Raw genomic sequence first — 22,295 nt, forward strand, 5'->3', positions numbered from 1 at the left:
GATTATACTGTTTGAGTAGATTTTCATCCCACGCAGGAGGTTAATAATGAATAAAAGAACAAACCCTGACAACACAGCGACTACCAGACGATTATTGCCCATGCTGCTTGGGATCGTTGTCATTCTGCTGATCGGTGTTCTTGTCTTTGTCACTACAAGAGGCGAAGTAGACGAAACAGCCGAACTCGACAAACTCCCGAACTACACAGATGTCAAAGGAACCATCGTTGTGGACGGGCTCAAATACGAAAAGCAGCCGCATCTGGGAAGCGAAAAAGCCACAGTGAAGGTCATCGAATTCGCTGATTTCAAATGTCCTGCCTGTAAAAAGTGGACCGCCGCTTATCTGGATACGTTCATCAAGGAATATGTGGATACCGGCAAAGTACAGTTCTTTTTCATGAATTTTGCTTTTCTCGACCGTGACTCCTATCTTGCCGCCAGTGCCGGTGAAGCCATCTACAAGCAGAGCAATGAGATGTTCTGGGAGTATGTGCATAAGCTATACGCGAACCAGGGTGATGAGAGCAAAATATGGGCTACCCAAAAATTCATTCTAGGCTTCGTCAAAAAGAACATCGAAGGCATTAACTATAGCGAGTTCGAGCAGGATCTCAAGAACCAGACTTATATGTACGATGTAAAAGAAGACTTCAAAATCGCCGGCTCTTATGGTGTGAACGGTACGCCGAAGTTTATGGTTAATGGAGAGCTGCTGCCAGACTCCTCATACGAGGGGCTGACTGCCGCTATTGATTCTGCCCTGTCCTCTGCCCAATAATTTCATAAATAACTAGAAGAGGATGCGATCCGGCCAGGGACCCTGGCAACTGGAGCGCATCCTCTTTTGTATTGCTTATAAATGAGACAAGCGAGCTTCGGGTGGTCGGCAGTTGATGAGCTTACTCTACTCCGAGCTGGCCTGTATCATTGTTCTTTAGAACCAGCTTGCCCTCCAGCGATGAGCCGTCCTCCGCTGTGAGCTTAAGCTTGCCGGTATGTCCCTTCTCGATCAGCGCCTTCACCTGAGAATCCGTAAGCGACCGTCCATAGGTTTCTTTCCAGATTACGAACTTGCAGCCTTCCTTGTAATGGGAGCAGCCGTAGCCTTTGCGGCCCATAAAAATCATACCGCCGCAGCCCGGGCGCGGGCAAGATCCGATGACCATGGGACCGTTATCCGTACTGCTATCTGCTACAGTCTGCTTGCTGCGGGAAGACTTCACTGCTGCAGTTGCACTTCCCTCTTCCCCACTACGTTTCCTTGGTGTTGATGCCTTGTTGGCTGTTGTCCGGGAGCCTGCAGTGCTACGGCTTTTGGTTCCACCGCCAAGTGAAGGCGTCTCCCCTTCGAAGGAGGTTCTGTCCGCCCGGGACTGCACACGGACCTTATCCACGATCATGGAAGCAAAGCGCTTCACATTCGCCATGAATTGACTGTCCGCAGCGGTTCCCCGGGCAATTTCATTCAGTCGGCGCTCCCACTGACCCGTCATTTCCGGGGAAGTCAGCAGTTCAACACCCGCTCCACGGATCAATTCAATCGCGGTACGGCCTTTTTGGGTAATGGCAATTTTTTTACCCTGCATTTCCACATACCCTACATTTTTCAGCCGTTCGATGGTTGCTGCCCGGGTAGCTGGTGTGCCAAGCCCTGAATCTTTCATTGCATCGCGGAGCTCTTCATCTTCAATCTGCTTGCCCGCACTTTCCATCGCTTTGAGCAGCGTTCCTTCGGTATAGTGCTTGGGCGGCTGGGTATCCTTCTCTTTCACAATGGCATCACTGCAATGAACCTCAGCATTGGGATCTATCGAGAATGGCTCACTTACCTCGATTTCCTCCTCCTCCTCGTCCTCCTTGCCTTTGCCTTTAGCCGGTTTGGACTTGTCCTTCTTCTGATCCCCGTAGATGACCTTCCAGCCCAGACTCAGCAGCTCTTTGACTGTTGTCTTGAAGTTTTCACCTTCCACCTCAGTGATTACCGTATGCACCTTATACTCCGCGGCCGGATAGAACTGCGAGAGAAATCGGCGGACAATCAGATCATAGAGCTTGGCTTCATCGGCACTTAATCCGGAAGCCTTGCGGTTCGTTGGCAGAATGGCATGGTGATCCTCTACCTTGGACGGGTTACAGATGAATTTGTTGCCCTTATGCACCAGATTCCGGTTCGCACCTTTGACCCATTCGTCATAGGCCGTTCCCTGGAGCGCAGACAGCGTCTTATGCATTTCCGGAATATTCTGCTCGGTCACATAGTTGGAATTCGTACGCGGATAAGAGATCACCTTATGCTTTTCGTAGAGCGCCTGGGCGAGATCAAGCGTCTTTTTGGCGGAAAATGCATATTTACCGTTAGCTTCCCGCTGCAACAGCGTCAAGTCATACAGTTTGTTCGGATATTCCTTTGTTTCTTTCACCTCGTAGGAGGCAATCCGTGCCGGTTTGCCTTTCACCTTGGCGGCAAGTGCTTCCGCCTTGGCTCCATCCGTCATCCGTTCACCCTGCCACATACCTTTGTAATTCATCTCATGCTGGGCAAAATGCCCTTCGACTTCAAAAAATTTCAGCGAGGCAAAAGCTTCAATCGTCTTTTGCCGGTCATAAATCAACGCAAGCACAGGGGTCTGTACCCGGCCTACCGACAGCAGTACATTATGTTTAGTGGTAAAAGCACGCGAGCCGTTCATTCCAATCAGCCAGTCCGCTTCACTGCGCGCCTTCGCAGCCTTAGTCAGGTTTTCGTATTCCGATCCGTCCTTCAGCTCCTGAAAGCCTTTGCGGATCGTTTCCGGGGTCAGATCAGAGATCCATAGACGCTTCACGGGCTGTGCCAGTTTCAAATGCCGCTGAATCAGTGAAAAGATATGCTGCCCCTCGCGCCCGGCATCGCAGGAATTCACCAGCAGATTGCTGCGCTTCGCCAGCTCCCCAATCACCTTCAGCTGATCCAGAGTACGCGCATTCGGCACCAGCTTGAACTCCTCCGGGATAATCGGCAGGTCATTGATATTCCACTTTTTGTACTTTGAGTCATACGCTTCCGGTTCGGCCAGGCCGATCAGATGACCGATAGCCCAAGTAATGATATACTGCTCACCTTCCAGATAAGAACGGTAGTTTTTGGCCTTCGGTTCTATTGCGGCGGCGATATTCCGCCCCATATCCGGTTTCTCCGCAATAATAAGTGTCTTCAAAAAGATTCGCTCCTTAGCCTCATTCTTCCAAAATACGTCCAGTAGTCTATTATACCATTAAGTCTGCCGCTTTTTAACGTATTCCAGGAAACTTTGTCTGGTTATCCGATCTGCCAGGGAACGATACGGGATACCGCTTCTGTAATGTCCATCAGCTCTTTACTGTTCGATCTCCGGTCGATGTACTCCACTTTGTGCTCTCCCGCTGCCTTGCCGATAACAATGGCTACTGGTATGCCTATTAGACTGGAGTCTTTAAATTTCACACCCGCCCGTTCATCCCGGTCATCCAGCAAGGTCTCAATACCAAGCTGTGTAAGCTGTTCATACAGCACTTCTGCAACAGCCCTCTGCACCTCGTCTTTAACAGATAACTGTAGGATGTGTACCTTATAAGGCGCCAGCGCCACGGGCCAGATCAGCCCCTGCTCGTCGTTATGCTGTTCAGCCACCGCAGCCAGCAGACGCGAGATTCCGATACCGTAGCAGCCCATAATCACAGGTTTACTTCTGCCGGTTGCATCCAGGAATGATGCCCCCAGCTTCTCACTGTATTTTGTCCCCAGCTTGAAGATATGCCCAATCTCTATCCCCTGCTGTAGATGAATGACGCCAGTGCCGCAAACAGGGCAGCGTTCCCCTTCCTTAGCTGTGCGGAAATCCCCAACATGTGTAAGATCGAAATCCCGGCCAGGCACTACTCCACTTAGGTGGTAGTCCTTTTCTCCGGCTCCAGTAATCCCAAATGTCATTACAGCTACTGCGCAGTCGGCCAGCACGGTTAACGGAAGTTCTACCGGCCCAACATACCCATTCTCTACTCCTGCAGCCGCTTGAACCGTTTCAACATCGGCTAGTGCAATCTCGCTAGCTCCTATATAATTCCTTACCTTAATCTCATTCACCTCATGATCCCCGCGAACGAGCACGGCAAAGATTTTACCCCCGCCTTGATAAATAAGCGTCTTAATTACTTGATCGGGGGCAATCTGAAGTTCCTGTTCCAGTTGATCAATGGTGCGAATCCCAGGAGTATGAAATTTTACCGCTGCAGGAAGAATGTCAATCTTACGGTGAACCTCCCCATCTCCTGAATATACTTCGGCCTGCTCCAGATTAGCGGAATAATCACAGGAAGAGCATACAGCAATCGTATCCTCGCCTATATCTGACAAAGCCATGAATTCATGAGTTTCACCTTCGCCACCGATAGCCCCGGCATCTGCTTGCACGGCCTTGAAAGTAAGTCCGCAACGCTCAAAAATCCGCTGATACGCTTTATACATCTTTGCATATGTGACATCCAGCCCATCCCAGTCTGTATCAAAAGAGTACGCATCTTTCATCAGAAATTCCCGACCACGCATTAATCCCGCACGGGGACGGCGCTCATCGCGGAATTTGGTCTGGATCTGATAGAGCGTGACCGGAAGCCTCCGGTACGAACTGATCTCCCCCCGTATCAGAGATGTAATTACCTCTTCATGTGTCGGTCCCAGTACAAATTCACGTTCGTGCCTGTCCCTCAGCTTCATCAGTTCCTTACCATACACCTCATAACGTTCCGATTCTTTCCAGAGCTCGGCGGGCTGCATGGAAGACATCAGTATTTCCTGCACACCGGCAGCGTCCATTTCCTCCCTCACGATATTCTCAATCTTACGTAATACCCGTCGTCCCAGAGGGAGATAAGTATAAATTCCAGCCGCCAGCTGGCGGATGTATCCTGCACGCAGCAGCAGCTGGTGGTTGATGGTCTCTGCTTCCGCCGGTGCTTCACGAAGGGTTGTAGCTAACAAATTGCTCTGGCGCATACTAATCAGCCTCTCTTATGTGTATAAGTGAATTTCATTTTCCTTAAGATCAACGCAAAAAAGACACATCCGTCAGGGACGAATGTGTCGTGATACCACCCTAATTCAACCGCAGGTGCATACACCTGACAATCCTCAATGCGGATAACGGCCGATGCCGGCAGCATAAGATGCTGCAGCTACCAAGGCAGGATATGCTTCGCTCGTTCTTTGAGGGACCTTTCAGCCGGTGAATCCCTTCTCTGTTCTAACGATCCTGGAAACATAGATCCTCGGTCAATGCTTTTCGATATGAAGAATGCTTTTAATCTATCTGATTTTACCAACAACGTCAAGTCAGTTTATTCAGCTCTAAAGCTTTTCACCAGTAACACAGAGCTGGAAACACCAAAGAATGAAAAGTGTATATTAAATATTTCTCATATATTGCGTTAGATATGAAATAAATGTGCCAAACAACCGAAATACATTAGAGTTAGTCAAAGAACGGTAACGCAGAGATCCCCAGATCATTTTGCGTATCCACGAAGGAGCCACCAATATGAAACCGATCCAACAGCTTATTCAAAAATTATCATCCAGATCATTGCAGAAACGTCTCATGTTAATGTTCACCCTAATGTTAGTCATCCCTATTCTGCTTGTAAGCTACTTTTCGTATTCGAGTTCCAAGAAGCAATTGGAACTTAAAATACAAGATTCCACCCGGGATAGTGTAGAAATCCTGCAAGGAACCATTAATGAAACTGTAAATGCCGCTGCACGCAATGTGCAACAGCTCAGCCAGCAATTCATCTCCAGTGATATCGATATCCAAAAACCTGAGGCCCGCGCGCTGATGGATTTATTCATGAAAGAGCATCCTGAGCTTGAAATTCTTATTCTCGGCAATAACAATGGTGCCTGGATGAAGTCTCCTAACGGCGGCAAAAAGGATTATGACCCGCGAACCAGAGATTGGTACAAGGCTGCGATGAAGAATACCGGTAAGATTACAATTATTAATCCATTTATATCCGCTACCACAGGGAATTACAACCTATATATCTCTGAATCACTTAAAGATGGCAACGGTGCAGTTACGAGTTCTCTTAACCTTAAACATTTGAGCGAAATGGTTAACCAGATCAAGCTAGGCAAAAACGGCTATATATACATAGTCGACGGCAATCATAAATTTGTTTCCCATCCCGTCAAAGCAGCTGGCGAAGACGTAGCTCCTGACATTATCCAGCTGCTAGACAAAGACAGCGGCCTTTTATCGTACACTAGTCCGGATACAGGACTACAGATGCATGGATACTATACTACTGACAAAACAACCGGGTTCAAAATTGTCGGTGTGCTCTCCACTCAGGAATTCTCCGACGCTTCGATGCCCATTTTATACAATGGACTCATGGTTCTGGGAGCCGCACTGCTTGTCGCTTTGAGCATGATGTATTTCATTATCCGGGCCATTACCCGCCCAATTCTCAGCCTTAACCGCTCTGCACGCCGGGTAAGTGAGGGTTATCTGAATGAACAGATCCAGATTAACCGTTCCGATGAGATCGGACAGCTGGCCCAGAACTATAATCTAATGGTTGACTCACTCCGTAGTATCGTTGTCGATATCTCTGATACTTCGGGCCTGCTCGCCTCGTCCAGCCAGCAGCTAACCGCCACTACCGAAGAGAATTCCAAAGCAACCAGTTATGTTGCTGAACTAGTACAGGATTCATCTACCGGTGCCGAGACGCAAACCGCAGCAATGGCTGAAACTGCCCGGGCCATGGAAGAAATGTCTTCAGGCATTCAAAAAATAGCTGAGGCTGCAGCTTCCATTGTGGATTCCTCGGCCGACACTGAAGCCGACGTATCCACAGGCAGCCGCACAATCGAACAGATGACCATACAAATGGATGCCATTCGTCATTCTACCCATCAATCCTCTGAACTGATCGGACAGCTCAACGGATTGAACAGTCAAGTTTCAGCAATGAGCAGCGCCATCTCAACGATAGCCGTCCAGACCAATCTGCTCTCGCTGAACGCTGGCATTGAAGCAGCCCGGGCAGGCGAACACGGCCGTGGATTCGCAGTAGTGGCTTCAGAAGTACGGAAGCTGGCAGACCAGTCCAAAGTTACCGCGGGTAACATCCAGGAAACCATTGAGCAGATGACCGAGCTTATTGACCTTACTTACGAAGCCATCCATCACACCGTCGCTGCTGATGTTGAGCTTGGCATTAAAGTCACCGCTGAAGCAAAAGAAGCATTCCTCAGCATTGAACAGTCAACAGCCAAAATCAATGGACAAATTCATGATATTTCTGCCATCACTGAACAGATGTCTGCCGGTGCGGAAGAGGTTGCAGCCTCTGTGCAGGAAATCTCCAATATTGCACGTTCAACATCCGATGCTTTTCAGAATGTTACAGCGGCTACGGAGCAACAGCTGGCCTCCATGGATGAGATCGCCGCCTCCTCCACGGAGCTGTCCAAGATGGCAACCGACCTTCAGCAGAAGGTCGAACGGTTCAAGTTAGAGGCGTAGACTTCCGTCCGTTGAAGGAAATATAAGAATAAACATTTAAAAAGCCGTCCCTCCCGCATGATGCGGAAGAGACGGCTTTTGTTCGGCTGTGTTGCCCGGCTTACACCAGGACAGTCGAGCCCATTAAATATTTATCTACTTCACGAGCGGCTTCGCGCCCTTCATTGATTGCCCATACCACAAGGCTTTGTCCACGCCGCATATCCCCGGCAGCGAACACCTTATCCACATTTGTGTTGAACTTGCCATAACGGGCCTTCACATTGCTGCGGCGATCCGTGTCCAGCTTCAGTTCCTCGATGATATCCTGCTCCGGTCCGTCGAATCCAATAGCAATCAGTGCGAGCTGTGCCGGGTATACAGCTTCTGTTCCTGGAACGGGCTGATAGATCTTGCGGCCGGTCTCATCCACCATCCGGCGGATTTGAACAGTATGCAGCTCCTTCAGATTTCCATCCTCGTCACCAACGAATTTGGTTGTCATGATGGAGAATTCTCGCGGATCATCACCGAATAATGCTTTGGCTTCCTGCTGGGCATAATCCAGAGTATAGACATTCGGGAACTGGGGCCAAGGATTAGCGATCGGATCACGTTCTAGCGGAGCTTTGTCATGCGTGCCGAACTGGGTGATGCTGCTGCAGCCATGACGCAAGGATGTAGCTACACAGTCAGAACCGGTGTCACCGCCCCCAAGCACGATTACATCTTTGCCTTCAGCAGATACAAAGTTTCCATCTTCCAGATTGGAATTCAGGTAGCTCTTGATCGTTCCGTTCAGATAATCCATCGCATACATAACACCCTTGAGTTCACTGCCTTCGACATTGAAACGGCGGGCTTTGGTTGCACCGCCGCACAATACGACTGCGTCAAATTCATCAACCAGCTGCTGTGCAGGAATATCCTTGCCGATCTCAGTGCTAACCACAAATTTCACACCTTCAGCAGCAAGCAGATCCACGCGGCGCTGAACCACTCGTTTGTCGAGTTTCATTGTTGGAATGCCGTAGGTCAGTAATCCTCCAATACGGTCACTGCGCTCAAACACTGTAACCGTATGCCCGGCTTTGTTCAGCTGCGCCGCAGCGGCGAGACCAGCTGGTCCTGAGCCTACGATGGCAACGGTTTTGCCTGTGCGCTTCTCTGGCGGATTCGGCACAACCCAGCCTTCCTCAAAGCCTTTATCAATAATCGCCAGCTCAATGGTCTTGATGGTAACCGGTTGTCCGATCAGTCCGACAGTACAGGAGCCTTCGCAAGGAGCAGGGCAAATACTTCCGGTGAATTCGGGAAAATTATTCGTCTTGTGCAGCCGCTCCAGCGCTTCCTTCCATAATCCACGGTACACCAGGTTGTTCCATTCTGGTATAAGATTGTGAACCGGACATCCTGATGTCCCGCCGCTCATATCAATGCCCGTATGGCAATAAGGAGTTCCGCAATCCATACAACGTGCGCCCTGTGTCCGAAGCTCGTCCTCGGATAAATGATGATGGAACTCTTCCCAGTCCTTTACGCGCTGCTCAGGATCACGATCACCTGGGAGCTGGCGCTTATACTCCATAAATCCAGTAGGTGTAGACATATTTACGATTCCCCCATCCGATCTCTTGGTGTTGATGTATAGTACATTGTAACATATTGCGTCATCCCTATGTTTTCAGCGCAATGAAGTACCTGCACATTCTATAATACTTTAACCTTTAGCATTTGTAATTTTAATAATTATAGTAGCATCCAATACTTTCGCACTGTAATGGACTAATCTGCTGATTATTTGTACTATTTCACATATTGTGTCAGAGAAAACGCTTTTTCATCAAACCGAACGCTCATAAACAAAGAATCGGTAATCATACGGATTTTTTTCATCCCGAATTCCCTGAATACTGGAGATCTCTCTCCACTGGCTCCAGTCCACTTCCGGAAATTCCGTATCCCCTTCCATCTCCTGTTCAATCCGGGTTACCATTAGCTTGTCGGCAAAGGGAAGCATCATCTTGTATATTTCTGCACCACCAATAACCATTAACTCATCGTCCTTTTGTCCTTCAGCTACAGCTTCCTGCAGTGAATGCACAACCTCAGCCCCTTCAGGAGCAAAGCTGCGGTCCCGTGTGAGAACAATGCTAGTTCTGCCTTTTAACGGCTTGCCGCCAAGGGAATCCCAGGTTTTGCGTCCCATCAGCATTCTCTTTCCAAGCGTCTGTGACTTGAAATAATCAAAGTCCCGCGGCAGATGCCAAGGCATATCATTATCCTTGCCGATCACATGGTTAGCGGCCATGGCCCAAATCATGCTAATGCTCACATGGATCCCCCCTACTCTTACTATGTTTCCTGTTCAGGTATTATATAGCTACAGGTGCTTTGATCCCCGGATGATAGACGTAATCAGTAAATTCGAAATCTTCGAACGTATAATCAAAAATACTATCCGGTTTTCTTTTGATCACCAGCTTCGGAAGTGGAAATGGCTCTCTGGCCAGCTGGGTGGCTACCTGTTCCAGATGATTTGTATAAATGTGCACATCGCCCCCGGACCAGATGAACTCCCCAACCTCAAGCCCTGTCTGCTGGGCAACCATATGTGTTAGCAGCGCATAACTGGCAATGTTGAACGGCAGGCCCAGGAAGGTATCCACAGAACGCATAGTGAGCATACAAGACAGCTTACCGTTCGCCACGAAGAACTGAAACACAAAATGGCAAGGTGGCAGCTTCATCTGCTCAATCTCCCCCACATTCCAAGCACTGACAATATGACGGCGGGAATCAGGGTTATTCTTAATCGATTCGATAACCGCGGATATCTGATCAATATGGCGTCCATCTGCAGTCTCCCAAGCACGCCACTGAGAACCGTATACGGGTCCAAGCTCACCATTCTCGTCAGCCCATTCATCCCAGATAGAGACTCCATGCTCTTTCAAATAGGAAGTATTGGTATCCCCCTTCAGAAACCACAGCAGCTCATGCACTACCGACTTCAGATGGATACGCTTGGTCGTCACCAGCGGAAATCCTTCTGCCAGATCGAACCGGAGCTGACGGCCAAACACAGATATTGTGCCCGTTCCTGTCCGGTCGCTTTTGGAGGCGCCGTGATCCAATATATCCTGAAGTAACTCCAAATATTTACGCAATTAACCAGCACCCCTCTCCACAATTTTTCTTCTATCAGTTTACCATGACCTTACCATCCTTGTAACTTGTTAAGAAGGAAAAATGCTGTTTTCCATACCGCATGAACTGCTATGGGACATAGTTTTTCCTCTACATGTAAATAGTGGGAGGTTAAACTCATTAACGATAATCCGGTTGGCCCAGCCAGACTTCAGTGCTGTATTTCACAGTAATCTCACCGTCCTTCTGCAGGCCCTCAAAACGCTCCATATGCGCCGTATGGAAATCACGGAACCATTCCTCATGTTTATCCGGCGCTTCCATCCCTGAGGCTGCAGCACCCCAATATTCCTCCCAACGCTCATGCAGCTCCTGCGGAAACAAATATTTAATCGGCTCAGTACTGCCATAGAAATACTGCAGCGGCCGGCTATGCCTGGTCTCCTTTAGCCTTTTAGAATATTCTTCTATGGTTCTGCCAACATTCATATTATCCCGAAGGAAATTAAATTCATCAGCATAGGAAAAGACCGCCAGCCAGCCGCCCGGCCTCAGGATTCTTTCGAATTCTTTAAGGGCTGCTTCCGGCTGGAAGCGGTGGTAGCTGTTGGCTGCAACAATCAAATCCACCGAGTGATCCGGTAAAAAGGTCTTCTCCGCCGTACCAGCTATGTACTCTACGTTAGTCTCATGCCCGCCGATCAATTCCCTGGCCAGCCGCCGCATTTCATCCTCAGGCTCCACTGCATATACCTGTGCAACCGACCGGCAAAATGCTGTGTGAGCAGCCCTGTGCCTGCTCCGATATCTGCAACTGCACCTCCGCTTACTCCTGCCTCCCCAATGACAAACTTGGCGGCTTCAATGGAATATGGCAGCCGATATTTTGCATACTGCCGGGCTTTCTCATACGACATGGTATTCACGATAACGTCCTCCTCTTCATAGGTTGCAAACCGCTCACAACCATGTATGAAGCTTTTCCTAAATTTTATCACAATCCACTCCAAGGTATACCCAGAAACAAAATAAGGATGTCTCATCAGCCCTATTTCAGGCTTTTGAAGACATCCTTATGGGTATGCTTGCAAAGCAATGTTAAGTTATTATTTCACAACGTGAATCGGGTGTCCTTCAACCAGTTCAGCGGCTTCCATAACGATTTCGCCGAGGGTTGGGTGCGCGTGGATGGTAAGTGCGATATCTTCGAGCGTTGCGCCCATTTCAATCGCAAGTCCCAGTTCTGCAATCAGGTTGGAGGCTTCAATACCAACGATTTGTGCGCCGAGTACAAGGTTATTCTCGCTGTTAGCAACAATCTTGATAAAGCCTTCCGGAGCATTCAAGGAAACCGCACGGCCATTACCTGCGAACGGGAATTTGCCGGCTTTTACTTTGAAGCCTTTGTCTTTAGCTTCTTTCTCAGTCAGACCTACGCTGGAGCATTCAGGATCAGTGAACACAACTGCTGGAATGACTTTGTAGTCCACAACCGATTTGTGACCGGAGATGGCCTCAGCGGCGATCTTGCCTTCGTAGGAAGCTTTGTGTGCCAGTGCCAGGCCTGGAACGATATCGCCGATAGCATAGATGTTAGGGATATTCGTACGGCCCTGGTGGTCGACCTTAATCAGTCCGCGTTCGTCAAGCTCAACGCCAATCAGATCCAGTCCCAGTTCGCCATCGGTGTTTGGACGACGTCCAACAGTTACCAGCAGATAATCTGCAGTTACTTCTTTGGACTCTCCGCCTACGGAGTATTTCACGGTAACTTCCTTGTCGTTCTGAACTGCACTTTCAGCTTTGGCATTGGTTACGATCTCGATACCTGTCTTAGCCATATTCTTGGCAACCAGACGAGTCATATCCTTATCAAAACCAGGCAGAACAGTGTCCAGACCTTCAATGATTGTTACCTTGGTACCGAATTTGGAGTACATTTGGCCAAGCTCTGCTCCAATGTATCCGCCGCCGATTACGATCATGCTCTTAGGAATTTCCGGAAGATCAAGCGCTTCTGTCGAAGACAGAATGCGTCCGCCGAACGGGAACGGCTTCAGTTCAATCGGGCGCGAACCCGTTGCAATAATGCAGTTGTTGAACTTGTAGCGCGGGGACTCATGCTCGTTGAACAAACGGGCTTCGTTCGTGCTGATGAACATGGCTTCACCGCTGAATACCTCGATTTTGTTGCCTTTCATCAGGCTGGTTACACCTGTGGTCATTCTTTTAACGACACCGTTTTTGAATTCCTGTGTCTTAGACCAGTCTACTTTGACATTCTCAGTGGTAACTCCGAAAACTTCACCATGCTGTGCAGCTTCGAATTGATGTGCTGCCGAGATCAATGCTTTGGATGGAATACATCCGCGGTTCAAACATACGCCGCCGAGTTCCGATTTATCCACGATCAGGACCTTTTGGCCGAGCTGGGCGGCACGAATTGCCGCCACATACCCGCCGGGACCTGCACCAATAACCAATGTGTCGATTTCGATTGAAGCGTCTCCGACTACCATTTATTACACCTCCATAACTAACATATCAGGATTTGCAAGCAGGGTCTTAATGTAATTCATAAAGTTCTGTGCTGTTGCACCATCGATGATGCGGTGGTCAAAGCTCAGGGACAGGGCCATTACAGGAGCTGCAACAATTTCACCGTTCTTAACGACCGGTTTCTCGGTAATACGTCCGGTACCCAAGATCGCCACTTCAGGGAAGTTGATGATCGGAGTGAAGAACATACCGCCAGCGGAGCCGATGTTACTGATGGAAATAGTGCTGCCTTTCATTTCGTTCGGAGCCAGTTTGCCGTCACGGCCGCGTACAGCCAGATCGGTAATGGCACTCGCAATCATCCAGATGCTCTTACGGTCTGCATCCTTGATTACCGGCACGATCAGACCATTGTCTGTGTCCGTTGCGATACCGATGTTGTAGTATTTCTTGTAGACAATTTCATTGGTTGATTCGTCAATCATAGCGTTAAGCGCAGGGAATTGACGGGATGCTGCCACAAGGGCTTTGACGATAAACGGAAGGTAAGTAACCTTCACGCCTTTCTTCTCGGCAACAGGTTTCATACGGGCACGGAAGGCTACCAGCTCGGTAACATCGACTTCGTCCATGATAGTAACATGCGGAGCGGTGTATGCCGATTTAACCATAGCATTGGCAATGGCTTTGCGGATACCCTTGAACGGTACACGTTCTTCTTCGAGACTAACATTGCCGGAAGCTGCGGCTGGAGCAGCTGAAGTCTTAGCTGCTGGTGCTGCGGCTGGAGCAGTTGTAGTTGAAGCTGCAGCCGGTGCCGCCGCTGCTGGTGCTGCCGCAGGTGCTGCGGATCCGCCTTTCAGGAAGGCTTCCACATCTTCATGGGTGATTTTGCCGTTCTTGCCGGTGCCATTCACCTTTGCGAGATCAACGCCTTGCTCACGGGCAGACTTGCGGACACTTGGTGTAGCCAGAACATCCCGGTTAGGAGCTGGAGCAGCTGCTGCAACCGGTGCTGCAGCAGGAGTTGCCTGTGCAGCTGAAGCTTCGGTATGACCGCCTTCCTGATGAGGAACATCGCCTTCTGCAGCAATAATTGCCACTACTTCACCTACACGGCAGACCTGGCCGTCTTTAGTAAACACTTCAAGGACAGTACCATTGACAGGGGAAGGAACTTCCACGACAGCTTTATCATTTTGAACTTCCATGATAATATCATCGTCTGTGATTTTGTCACCGACTTTGATATGCATTTTAATAATTTCGCCTTCGTGAAGACCTTCACCCAGTTCCGGGAACTTGTACTCAAAGTTGGAAGCTCCGCCAGTTGCAGGGCTGGTAGCTGCCGGAGAAGAAGTTGTATCTGCTCCCCCTTTGGCAGCATCCGCTTCTTGAGTCGATTGCGCTTCGGCATGACCGCCTTCCTGTTCAGGCACATCACCTTCTGCATCAATAATTGCTACAACTTCACCTACATGGCAGACTTGGCCATCTTTAGTGAAGACTTCAAGCACTGTGCCGTTAACTGGACAAGGCACTTCAACTACCGCCTTGTCATTCTGTACTTCCATTACGATATCGTCATCGGTCACTTTATCGCCGGCTTTGATATGCATTTTGATAATTTCACCTTCATGCAAACCTTCGCCCAGCTCTGGGAACCGGTACTCAAATTTTGCCACCTTGATTACCTCCTAAAAGTTATATGGAGCATGACTTCTAAAACTGCTAATTTGTATATAGATCATGCAGAAACGGGTGGCCGCCCTTATATAAGGACGGCAGGTAGATGTATTTTTAGAATTCCATTACTTTCTTAACAGCAGCGATTACACGTGCAGGGGTTGGAATCCAAGAATCCTCGATTTGCGCGAACGGATAGATGGTATCAGGACCTGCAACGCGAAGCACAGGAGCTTCCAGATGAAGAATAGCCTTTTCATTGATTTGTGCGATTACCTCTGCTGCAACACCGGAGCTCTTCTGAGCTTCCTGAACCACAATTGCGCGGTTTGTTTTCTTCACAGAAGCAACAATAGTGTCGATGTCAATCGGGCTGACCGTACGCAGATCGATAATTTCGGCTTTGATGCCGTCTTTCTCAAGCTGATCGGCCGCTTTGGTAGCTGTATGTACCATCAGACCGTAAGTAATGATCGAGACGTCAGAGCCTTCACGGACAACATTAGCTTTGCCCAGCTCCACGGTGTACTCACCTTCCGGCACTTCGGCACGGAATGCGTGATAGAGATTCAAGTGCTCCATGAAGAAGACAGGGTCATTATCACGGATTGAGGCGATTAACAATCCCTTAGCATCGTATGGGTTGGAAGGAATAACAACTTTAATCCCAGGGCTCTGGGCAATAAGACCTTCCAGTGAGTCTGTATGAAGTTCGGCTGCTTTTACGCCGCCGCCAAATGGAGTGCGGAATACGACAGGAGCATTAAATCTGCCCCCGGAACGCCAGCGCAGGCGTGCTGCCTGAACGACGATTTGATCAAGTGCTTCAAAGATAAAACCGACGAACTGGATCTCCGCGATTGGACGAAAACCTTGCACGCCCAGACCAAATGCCAAACCGCCAATTGCGGATTCAGCCAGTGGAGTATCAAATACGCGATCCTCGCCAAATTCCTTCTGAAGGCCTTCCGTTACACGGAAAACGCCCCCTACATTACCAACATCTTCCCCGAAGATCAAAACGCCCGGGTCACGGTTCAGTTCAACGCGCATTGCGTCACGGATTGCTTCTTTCATATTCATTTGTGCCATTGCCTGATATCCCCCTTATTCAAAATCGGCTTTTTGTTCTTCCAGATGTTTCGGAGTTACCTCAAACATACTGTCGATCAAGCCGGGAACGGTCATTTTTTCGGTTTGCTCAGCTTTCTTGATCTGTTCGTTCACAGTAGCCTTCGCTTCTTCTCTCACACGCAGCGTGTCTTCTTCGGTCCAGAGTCCCTTCTTCTCCAAGTACTTGGCAAGACGGGCAATCGGATCCTTCTCATTCCACTGGCCTTCTTCTTCCTTGGAACGGTATTTGCTGGCGTCATCAGACAGAGAGTGCGGACGGAAACGGTAAGTTACAGCTTCAATCAGCGTTGCGCCTTCACCTTTGCGGGCACGTTCAGCAGCGTCCTGTACTGCAGAAATAACTGCAAAGATGTCCATGCCGTCAATCTTGATGCCGGGAATACCTGCAGCAACCGCTTTGTGGGCGATTGATTTGGCTGCCGTTTGTTTAGCAAACGGAGTGGTGATTGCATAGCCGTTATTCTGTACGAAGAAGATAACCGGCAATTTGAAACGTCCGGCAAAGTTCATACCTTCGTAGAAGTCGCCTTCGGAAGATCCGCCGTCACCTGTATAGGTAATTGCTACATTCTGCTGTTTTTTGAGCTTGAAGCCCATTGCAATACCAGTGGCATGCAGAATTTGTGCACCGATGATGATCTGTGGCATCAGTACGTTTACACCCTCAGGAATCTGTCCACCATGCTGATGTCCGCGAGAATATAGGAAAGCCTGGTATAATGGAAGTCCGTGCCACACCAGCTGTGGAATATCACGGTAACCCGGGCATACAAAATCTTCTTTCTGAAGGGCGAATTCACTGCCGATCATGGTAGCTTCCTGGCCGGACACCGGCGCATAGAAACCAAGACGGCCCTGACGGCCAAGGTTGACTGCACGGTCATCCCAAGTCCGGGTAAATACCATACGGTACATGATTTCTTTCAGCTGATCATCGGTCAGCTTAGGCATCTTATCCTTATTGATAACTTCTCCATCGGGGGAAAGCACCGAAAGGGCCTCCACATCCTCTGTATACACTTCGTAAGGAACTTTAGTCATCATCTTCACCTCAATAAAAAAATTTGAATATCAGTGTCCTCTGTTATAGAATTATTATACACCTGTTTTATCTGTTTCGTCAAAGAAATACGCATAAAATTTATGTTTTCATAAATTTTGTATGTATAACAGGATCTAAATTATCCTATAACAGAGTGACGATTATTCGGCAAGTAAATGATATTTAACACATTCACTGCTTGGGTAATTTTAGCGCAACCCAGAGACTAATGCAAAATTCGACAGGAAAGGTGACGATTCAGCTATGAGTGAGCCTGTTTTTCTGAAACGTACAATTGTGAAACAAACCTTATGGAGCGAGCATCTTAATGAAGAGCGCAAGCTGCGCATCTATCTCCCCCCAGGCTATAATGAGGTGCTCAGCTATCCAGTAGTCTACTGCCAGGATGGAGAAGAGTTCTTCAATTTTGGCCGCATTGCGACCCTTGCCGGACAACTGATCCTGGAGCAGGAGATTGAGCCCTTCATTATTGTAGGAGTAGAAGTGAATGTAGCCGTCCGGACAGAGGAATACGCCCCTTTCGGCAACCGGTTTAAGCAGTACCTCTCATGCTTTGCCGAAGAAATTATACCCTTTATTGAACATAATTATCCGGTTAGGCGCACACCGGAAGAACGAATCGTCGCCGGTGATTCGCTGGGCGGCAGCGTTTCGCTGCATCTCGCACTGGCCTATCCCGCTTTGTTCAGCCGCGTATTGAGTCTTTCCGGTGCTTACTATCCGCAGACACGTGAAATCCTTGCACAGGAAGAAGATCTATCCTGGCTCGATATCAACATGGTGGTCGGGCTACAGGAAACCGAGTATAAGACCGATACCGGCGTCTATGATTTCGTGCAGATGAACCGGGATACCAAGTCTCTGCTGGAGTCACGTGGAGCAACCGTTTCCTACCGGGAAAAAGACGGCCGCCATCTTTGGGGATTCTGGCAGAAAGAGCTTCCAGAATCGCTTCTCTATTTCTTTAACCAATAAAACAGGTTTGAAAGACAAAAAAGTGAACATCTTAAGAACATATGTATCTTTTGCCCTTGATGGCGCTTTCACAAAAGGATAGGCAGACCGGTGCCTGTCCTTTCTTTTAATAAAGGCAACCGAATAAGCCATATTTTCCACGGACAAACCTTTAGAGCTTTTCCTTAATTATCTGAGCCAGAAGCACATCACACCCAGCGTCAATCAACTGATACACCTGCCCGAAGTTTCCAGTAAAATAAGGGTCTGGCACTTCCCTCAGCTCTTGCTCAGGCAACAGGTCCATGAAGAACAGGAGCTTCGCCTTATCTCCACCGGGAATTTTACGAACATTATCACCATTGGACTGATCCATGCAGAGGATATAATCAAAATCATCGAAATCATCACTGCTTACAAGCCGCGCTTTCATATTCTCGTAACTGATCCCATGGGCATCAAGAATATTCCGAGTTCCTTCATGCGGTCCTTTTCCAATATGCCAATCTCCTGTACCTGCAGAATCGACTACAATCTGTTCTTGCAGCCCCCGCTCCAGGATTTTGTGTCGAAGAACAGCCTCAGCCATTGGCGAGCGGCAAATATTGCCCAGACATACAAACAGAACCTTAACGATCCTTCTCACCTCCAGCACATTTCTTTACTTTTAATATAGTACAATAGTTGTACACTATTTATTTTATCGTGAGAGCATCATTTGTACAACTTTTCGTTCTGCATTATACTGGGTCTGGAAAAACTAACTACACAGTCACCATTCAGGAGGTACTCTATGCCAGTCAAACGGGTTGTTATTTTTGCCGGTGGAGATCTGTCGGCGCATTATTTGTCACTATTAGATGAAGAGGATTTCATAATTGGAGCAGATCGGGGAGCCTTATTCCTGGTTTCACACGGGATCGTTCCTGACATTTCAGTTGGGGATTTCGATTCCGTGACATCTGATGACCTGAAACTTATCCAAACGGGAAGCAAAAGAACCATAGCCTGTGATCCTATAGACAAGGACTTAACCGACAGTGAAATGGCGCTTGATTTGGCACTGGATACCCAGCCGGATTCGATCCTGCTGTTCGGGGTAACAGGCACGCGCATTGATCATACCCTTGCCAGTATTCAAATGATGACCAGAGCACTGCAGCGCAAGGTATGTTGTTCAGTAATGGACACGCATAATTATATTACATTGACCGGTTCCAAAACCGAGATTCTGGATAGAGGCTATACTTATGTCTCCCTGCTGCCCCTGACCCCTGAGGTAACCGGCATCACGCTGGAGGGCTTTCAATATCCTTTAACAAATGCCACTCTAAAACTGGGACAATCCCTTGGAGTAAGCAACGTATTATCGGATAAGAGCGGAACTGTATCTATAGACAGCGGACTACTGCTCATTATTCAAAGCAAAGATTGAGGTCATACATACAAATTAAGAGACATCGTTGTAACCTTTGATTCAAAAAGGAAAAGACGGGATTCCCTTACTGCCAAAGGGATTTTCCGTCTTTTTTGTGTTGTAGACTCTTCAAAATATTAATATTTTGTAACTTTTAATGAGATTTTAATAAACCGCTTTCAACCCAATCCCCGCAAGGCTTTGAAGTCTCCTAACCAAAAAATAGGCGATTCATAACCTGCTATACTACGAACAGGCAACAAGATAGACATTTATATATTATTTGGGAGGAAATACAACATGAAGAAACATCAATGGGTTAAACAAGCAATTGTAGTAGGCATGTGCACAACGATTGGACTGAGTACTCTAATGGCAACCGGAGTAGGTACAGCACCTGTTGCTGCAGCATCAGTGTCTTCCTCAACGGGTCAAAATATCGTAAATTTAGGCAAAAAATATATGGGTGTACGTTATGAATTCGGTGCTTCTACTTCGTCTACCAGAACTTTTGACTGCTCATCATTTACCAAATATATTTTCGCCAAATACGGCGTGAATCTGCCCCGCACCTCTGTAGCTCAATCCAAAGTAGGAAGAGCCGTATCCAAAGCGAATTTGAAAGCAGGCGATTTGGTATTCTTCTCCAGCGGCAGCAGAGCGAACGGTTCAAATGTAACGCACGTGGCTGTCTATATGGGAAATGGCAAAATCCTTCACACTTACGGTTCACCCGGTGTAACGATCTCTAATCTCAATTCCGGCAACTGGAAAAGAACCTACCTGAAAGCGCGCCGCGTTCTGTAACAGCTCTATACGAATCTCTTTCAGGCTTTACGGCGGCTCTATTGACAAAAAAGCGGTTGGCTTTGTTCAGAGTATGGTATCAGCATGTGGCGCGCCTTCCGGCGCCCTCATTACATATCCGGTACCACGTACCGTATGAATCAGTTTATTCTTATGGCCTTTGTCCACTTTGAGCCGGATATGTCTGATATAGACATCAACCACATTGGTATCTGCATGAAAATGATAACCCCAGACCTGCTGGAGGATGTCACCACGGGGACAAACCTCCCCCACATTCTCAGCCAGATAATAGAGCAGATCAAACTCTTTGGGCGTCATTTTTAGTTCCATTCCATCCCGGCGGACCACTCTGCGGGTAGGATCAAGTGTCAAGCCATCCACCTTCAGCAGGGATGAACGGTCGCGGCGGGAGCCAGTAAGCCTTATAATATTTTCCACTCTGCATTTGAATTCACCAGTATGTACAGGCTTCACCATATATTCATTGCCACCCGCTCCAAAAGCTTCCGCCGCCGCCTCCCCATACGTTCCGCCCGAAATCACCATCACCGGAATTTTTTTCCCTTGGTCCCTCAGATCCGATATCAACCTCCACCCCGCCCATTCTGCGGCATGATCCAACTCAGCAATCAGCAATACGGGCTCCACTCTGGTCAGCAATAAGCGAAGATTCTCGAGATCTTCGCTTATTGCTGTATTTAACCCGAGGTCTTGAACCGCCTGCACCAGATTCCGGTGTTCTCCCTTGCCATCTCCTGTTTCTAGGCCTTCAAGGGCATCTGCGGACTGCCCGGACACAAACCAAGCAATGGTCTCATTCACTCTTATCCCCCGCATCAAATCAGCCTTGCGACGGCATAGCCGCTGCAGTATAGGCTTAGATTTCCCTCAAAGCAAAAAAGCCATTCCATGGAATGGCTTTTTTATATCCTCATTATCCGAAAAAACGGTGATAAAAACTGCGTGCAACCGCTACTTCATTGGTTCCATGAATCAAAGCCCGTCCATCGGCAAAAACAACCATCCGGTACGGTTCTTCAGTATAAGAAACTAAATAAGCATTGCTCTCGACCTTGCCGCTTTCGAGCTTAGCGAGCCTTGCAGCCGTTTCCTGCAAATTCAGCTTCCGGCGGGAAGCTGGGCGGATTTGCACCGTATCCCTGCCGCACAGCACATCACTTCGTTCTGTATTAGCAGCTGTCAGATAAGGGTAAACAGGATGACTGCCACAGGAAAGACAGCTGTCTTTTTTGGCAGCCATCACTCCGATCTCCTGATGCTCATTGCGCCATACATCAAAGGACAGAAGTTTGCCTCTGAGATGTTCACGGCGCCCGCCAAGCAGCTTCAGTGCTTCTGAGGTCGCATTTGCGGTAACTAGCTGCACAGCCTGCGGAAGAATCCCCGCCGTGTCGCAGGTATCTCCGCCAAGGGGGACAGCCCCCAGCAGACAGTTCAGGCAGGGCGTTTCACCCGGCAGAATCGTGTAAGTTATTCCATAGCTGCCGACACAAGCCCCATAAATCCAAGGAATGCCGTGCTTCTGAGCCATATCATTGATAATCAGCCGGGTGTCGAAATTATCGGTTCCATCCATGATTAGATCTACACCGACAAGCAGACTCTCCAGCTCTTCAGCCCGCACATCCATCACCTGGGCTTCAATCTCGATGTCCGAGTTAATCCGTTCAAGCCTCGCCTTGGCCGCTGCTGCCTTGGGCACCCGCTGTAAGGCATCTTCTTCCGTAAAGAGCTGCTGGCGCTGAAGATTACTCCATTCCACATAATCACGGTCAGCCAGTATGATTCGTCCAACTCCGCAGCGGGCTAAAGTCTCGGCAATCCCAGTTCCAAGCGCACCCACTCCAATAATCAGCACACAGGAACGGGCAAGGCCAGCCTGTCCTTCTGCACCAAAAGGGGTGAATCTTACCTGGCGCGAATACCGGCCGTTCCGCCCGCGTTCCCGGTCAGCTAGTGCTTCATCTTTTTCCATGTGGTTCATTCCAAGACACCCCCATATATTTAAAAGCCGGTTAAGAGCACAGGC

19 protein-coding genes are annotated in these 22,295 nt (G+C 48.5%); 5 read left to right on the forward strand and 14 right to left on the reverse strand.

All coding sequences use genetic code 11. From position 1 onward, the window contains the following. The first annotated feature begins 46 nt into the window (after positions 1-46). Positions 47-781: a DsbA family protein gene (locus tag AC0MA3_RS03035; RefSeq protein ID WP_474655119.1), complete on the forward strand. Its 735-nt coding sequence runs from the start codon at positions 47-49 to the stop codon at positions 779-781. Between the two features lie 121 nt (positions 782-902). Here the strand turns inward: AC0MA3_RS03035 and AC0MA3_RS03040 are convergent, their stop codons facing one another. Further along, positions 903-3,200: a type IA DNA topoisomerase gene (locus AC0MA3_RS03040; protein ID WP_474655120.1), complete on the reverse strand. Its 2,298-nt coding sequence runs from the start codon at positions 3,198-3,200 to the stop codon at positions 903-905. Positions 3,201-3,301: 101 nt separating this feature from the next. Beyond that, positions 3,302-5,014 carry a proline--tRNA ligase gene (locus tag AC0MA3_RS03045; protein WP_474655121.1) on the reverse strand — a complete coding sequence of 571 codons (1,713 nt, stop codon included), beginning with the start codon at positions 5,012-5,014 and terminating at the stop codon, positions 3,302-3,304. A gap of 541 nt (positions 5,015-5,555) precedes the next feature. Here AC0MA3_RS03045 and AC0MA3_RS03050 point away from each other — a divergent pair. Beyond that, positions 5,556-7,553, forward strand: a complete 1,998-nt coding sequence (locus AC0MA3_RS03050; RefSeq protein WP_474655122.1) for a methyl-accepting chemotaxis protein — start codon at positions 5,556-5,558, stop codon at positions 7,551-7,553. A gap of 100 nt (positions 7,554-7,653) precedes the next feature. Here the strand turns inward: AC0MA3_RS03050 and AC0MA3_RS03055 are convergent, their stop codons facing one another. The 9 genes from AC0MA3_RS03055 to pdhA form a co-directional block, all read right to left on the reverse strand. Next, entirely contained in the window at positions 7,654-9,141 is a 1,488-nt protein-coding gene (locus tag AC0MA3_RS03055; RefSeq protein ID WP_379151914.1) for a glutamate synthase subunit beta, read from the reverse strand. Positions 9,142-9,375: 234 nt separating this feature from the next. Continuing rightward, positions 9,376-9,867: a dihydrofolate reductase gene (locus AC0MA3_RS03060; RefSeq protein WP_474655123.1), complete on the reverse strand. Its 492-nt coding sequence runs from the start codon at positions 9,865-9,867 to the stop codon at positions 9,376-9,378. Positions 9,868-9,907: 40 nt separating this feature from the next. Continuing rightward, complete coding sequence (gene thyA / locus AC0MA3_RS03065) at positions 9,908-10,702, reverse strand: thymidylate synthase (protein ID WP_474655124.1); 795 nt, start codon at positions 10,700-10,702, stop codon at positions 9,908-9,910. A 160-nt stretch (positions 10,703-10,862) separates the two neighbouring features. Continuing rightward, positions 10,863-11,408: a class I SAM-dependent methyltransferase gene (locus tag AC0MA3_RS03070; RefSeq protein WP_474655125.1), complete on the reverse strand. Its 546-nt coding sequence runs from the start codon at positions 11,406-11,408 to the stop codon at positions 10,863-10,865. After that, complete coding sequence (locus AC0MA3_RS03075) at positions 11,384-11,608, reverse strand: hypothetical protein (RefSeq protein WP_474655126.1); 225 nt, start codon at positions 11,606-11,608, stop codon at positions 11,384-11,386. Before AC0MA3_RS03075 ends, AC0MA3_RS03070 begins: the two co-directional genes overlap by 25 nt. A gap of 180 nt (positions 11,609-11,788) precedes the next feature. Then, positions 11,789-13,201, reverse strand: coding sequence for a dihydrolipoyl dehydrogenase (lpdA, locus tag AC0MA3_RS03080; RefSeq protein ID WP_474655127.1), 1,413 nt, complete (start codon positions 13,199-13,201; stop codon positions 11,789-11,791). 3 nt (positions 13,202-13,204) lie between these two features. After that, positions 13,205-14,866 carry a 2-oxo acid dehydrogenase subunit E2 gene (locus AC0MA3_RS03085; RefSeq protein WP_379151901.1) on the reverse strand — a complete coding sequence of 554 codons (1,662 nt, stop codon included), beginning with the start codon at positions 14,864-14,866 and terminating at the stop codon, positions 13,205-13,207. 115 nt (positions 14,867-14,981) lie between these two features. Then, positions 14,982-15,959 (reverse strand): alpha-ketoacid dehydrogenase subunit beta, encoded by a 978-nt coding sequence (locus AC0MA3_RS03090; RefSeq protein WP_379151898.1) that lies wholly within the window; start codon positions 15,957-15,959, stop codon positions 14,982-14,984. Between the two features lie 15 nt (positions 15,960-15,974). Further along, the gene (gene pdhA, locus AC0MA3_RS03095; protein WP_379151895.1) at positions 15,975-17,042 is read right to left on the reverse strand and encodes a pyruvate dehydrogenase (acetyl-transferring) E1 component subunit alpha; all 1,068 of its coding nucleotides are present in this window, start codon (positions 17,040-17,042) and stop codon (positions 15,975-15,977) included. A gap of 265 nt (positions 17,043-17,307) precedes the next feature. On the opposite strand from pdhA, the gene AC0MA3_RS03100 reads away from it, so the two are divergent. After that, on the forward strand, positions 17,308-18,039 hold the full coding sequence (locus AC0MA3_RS03100) for an alpha/beta hydrolase (protein WP_474655128.1): 732 nt from the start codon (positions 17,308-17,310) through the stop codon (positions 18,037-18,039). A gap of 151 nt (positions 18,040-18,190) precedes the next feature. On the opposite strand, the gene AC0MA3_RS03105 is transcribed toward AC0MA3_RS03100, so the two are convergent. Beyond that, on the reverse strand, positions 18,191-18,655 hold the full coding sequence (locus tag AC0MA3_RS03105) for a low molecular weight protein-tyrosine-phosphatase (protein ID WP_474655173.1): 465 nt from the start codon (positions 18,653-18,655) through the stop codon (positions 18,191-18,193). Positions 18,656-18,811: 156 nt separating this feature from the next. Here AC0MA3_RS03105 and AC0MA3_RS03110 point away from each other — a divergent pair, with 156 nt between their 5' ends. Continuing rightward, positions 18,812-19,453, forward strand: coding sequence for a thiamine diphosphokinase (locus tag AC0MA3_RS03110; RefSeq protein ID WP_474655129.1), 642 nt, complete (start codon positions 18,812-18,814; stop codon positions 19,451-19,453). A 282-nt stretch (positions 19,454-19,735) separates the two neighbouring features. Next, positions 19,736-20,242 carry a C40 family peptidase gene (locus AC0MA3_RS03115; protein ID WP_379151886.1) on the forward strand — a complete coding sequence of 169 codons (507 nt, stop codon included), beginning with the start codon at positions 19,736-19,738 and terminating at the stop codon, positions 20,240-20,242. Positions 20,243-20,308: 66 nt separating this feature from the next. Here AC0MA3_RS03115 and AC0MA3_RS03120 read toward each other — a convergent pair whose 3' ends face one another. Continuing rightward, positions 20,309-21,067 (reverse strand): winged helix-turn-helix domain-containing protein, encoded by a 759-nt coding sequence (locus AC0MA3_RS03120; RefSeq protein WP_474655130.1) that lies wholly within the window; start codon positions 21,065-21,067, stop codon positions 20,309-20,311. 112 nt (positions 21,068-21,179) lie between these two features. Continuing rightward, complete coding sequence (locus tag AC0MA3_RS03125; RefSeq protein ID WP_474655131.1) at positions 21,180-22,250, reverse strand: ThiF family adenylyltransferase; 1,071 nt, start codon at positions 22,248-22,250, stop codon at positions 21,180-21,182. Positions 22,251-22,295 lie beyond the last annotated feature (45 nt).

Source organism: Paenibacillus sp. LS-5 (assembly GCF_056121505.1).

Coding starts and splice junctions, on each gene's coding strand:
- AC0MA3_RS03035 (WP_474655119.1), top strand. CDS start 47: ATGAATAAAAGAACAAACCCTGACAACACAGCGACTACCAGACGATTA.
- AC0MA3_RS03045 (WP_474655121.1), bottom strand. CDS start 5,014: ATGCGCCAGAGCAATTTGTTAGCTACAACCCTTCGTGAAGCACCGGCG.
- AC0MA3_RS03050 (WP_474655122.1), top strand. CDS start 5,556: ATGAAACCGATCCAACAGCTTATTCAAAAATTATCATCCAGATCATTG.
- AC0MA3_RS03055 (WP_379151914.1), bottom strand. CDS start 9,141: ATGTCTACACCTACTGGATTTATGGAGTATAAGCGCCAGCTCCCAGGT.
- AC0MA3_RS03070 (WP_474655125.1), bottom strand. CDS start 11,408: ATGCGGCGGCTGGCCAGGGAATTGATCGGCGGGCATGAGACTAACGTA.
- lpdA (WP_474655127.1), bottom strand. CDS start 13,201: ATGGTAGTCGGAGACGCTTCAATCGAAATCGACACATTGGTTATTGGT.
- AC0MA3_RS03090 (WP_379151898.1), bottom strand. CDS start 15,959: ATGGCACAAATGAATATGAAAGAAGCAATCCGTGACGCAATGCGCGTT.
- pdhA (WP_379151895.1), bottom strand. CDS start 17,042: ATGACTAAAGTTCCTTACGAAGTGTATACAGAGGATGTGGAGGCCCTT.
- AC0MA3_RS03100 (WP_474655128.1), top strand. CDS start 17,308: ATGAGTGAGCCTGTTTTTCTGAAACGTACAATTGTGAAACAAACCTTA.
- AC0MA3_RS03110 (WP_474655129.1), top strand. CDS start 18,812: ATGCCAGTCAAACGGGTTGTTATTTTTGCCGGTGGAGATCTGTCGGCG.
- AC0MA3_RS03115 (WP_379151886.1), top strand. CDS start 19,736: ATGAAGAAACATCAATGGGTTAAACAAGCAATTGTAGTAGGCATGTGC.
- AC0MA3_RS03125 (WP_474655131.1), bottom strand. CDS start 22,250: ATGAACCACATGGAAAAAGATGAAGCACTAGCTGACCGGGAACGCGGG.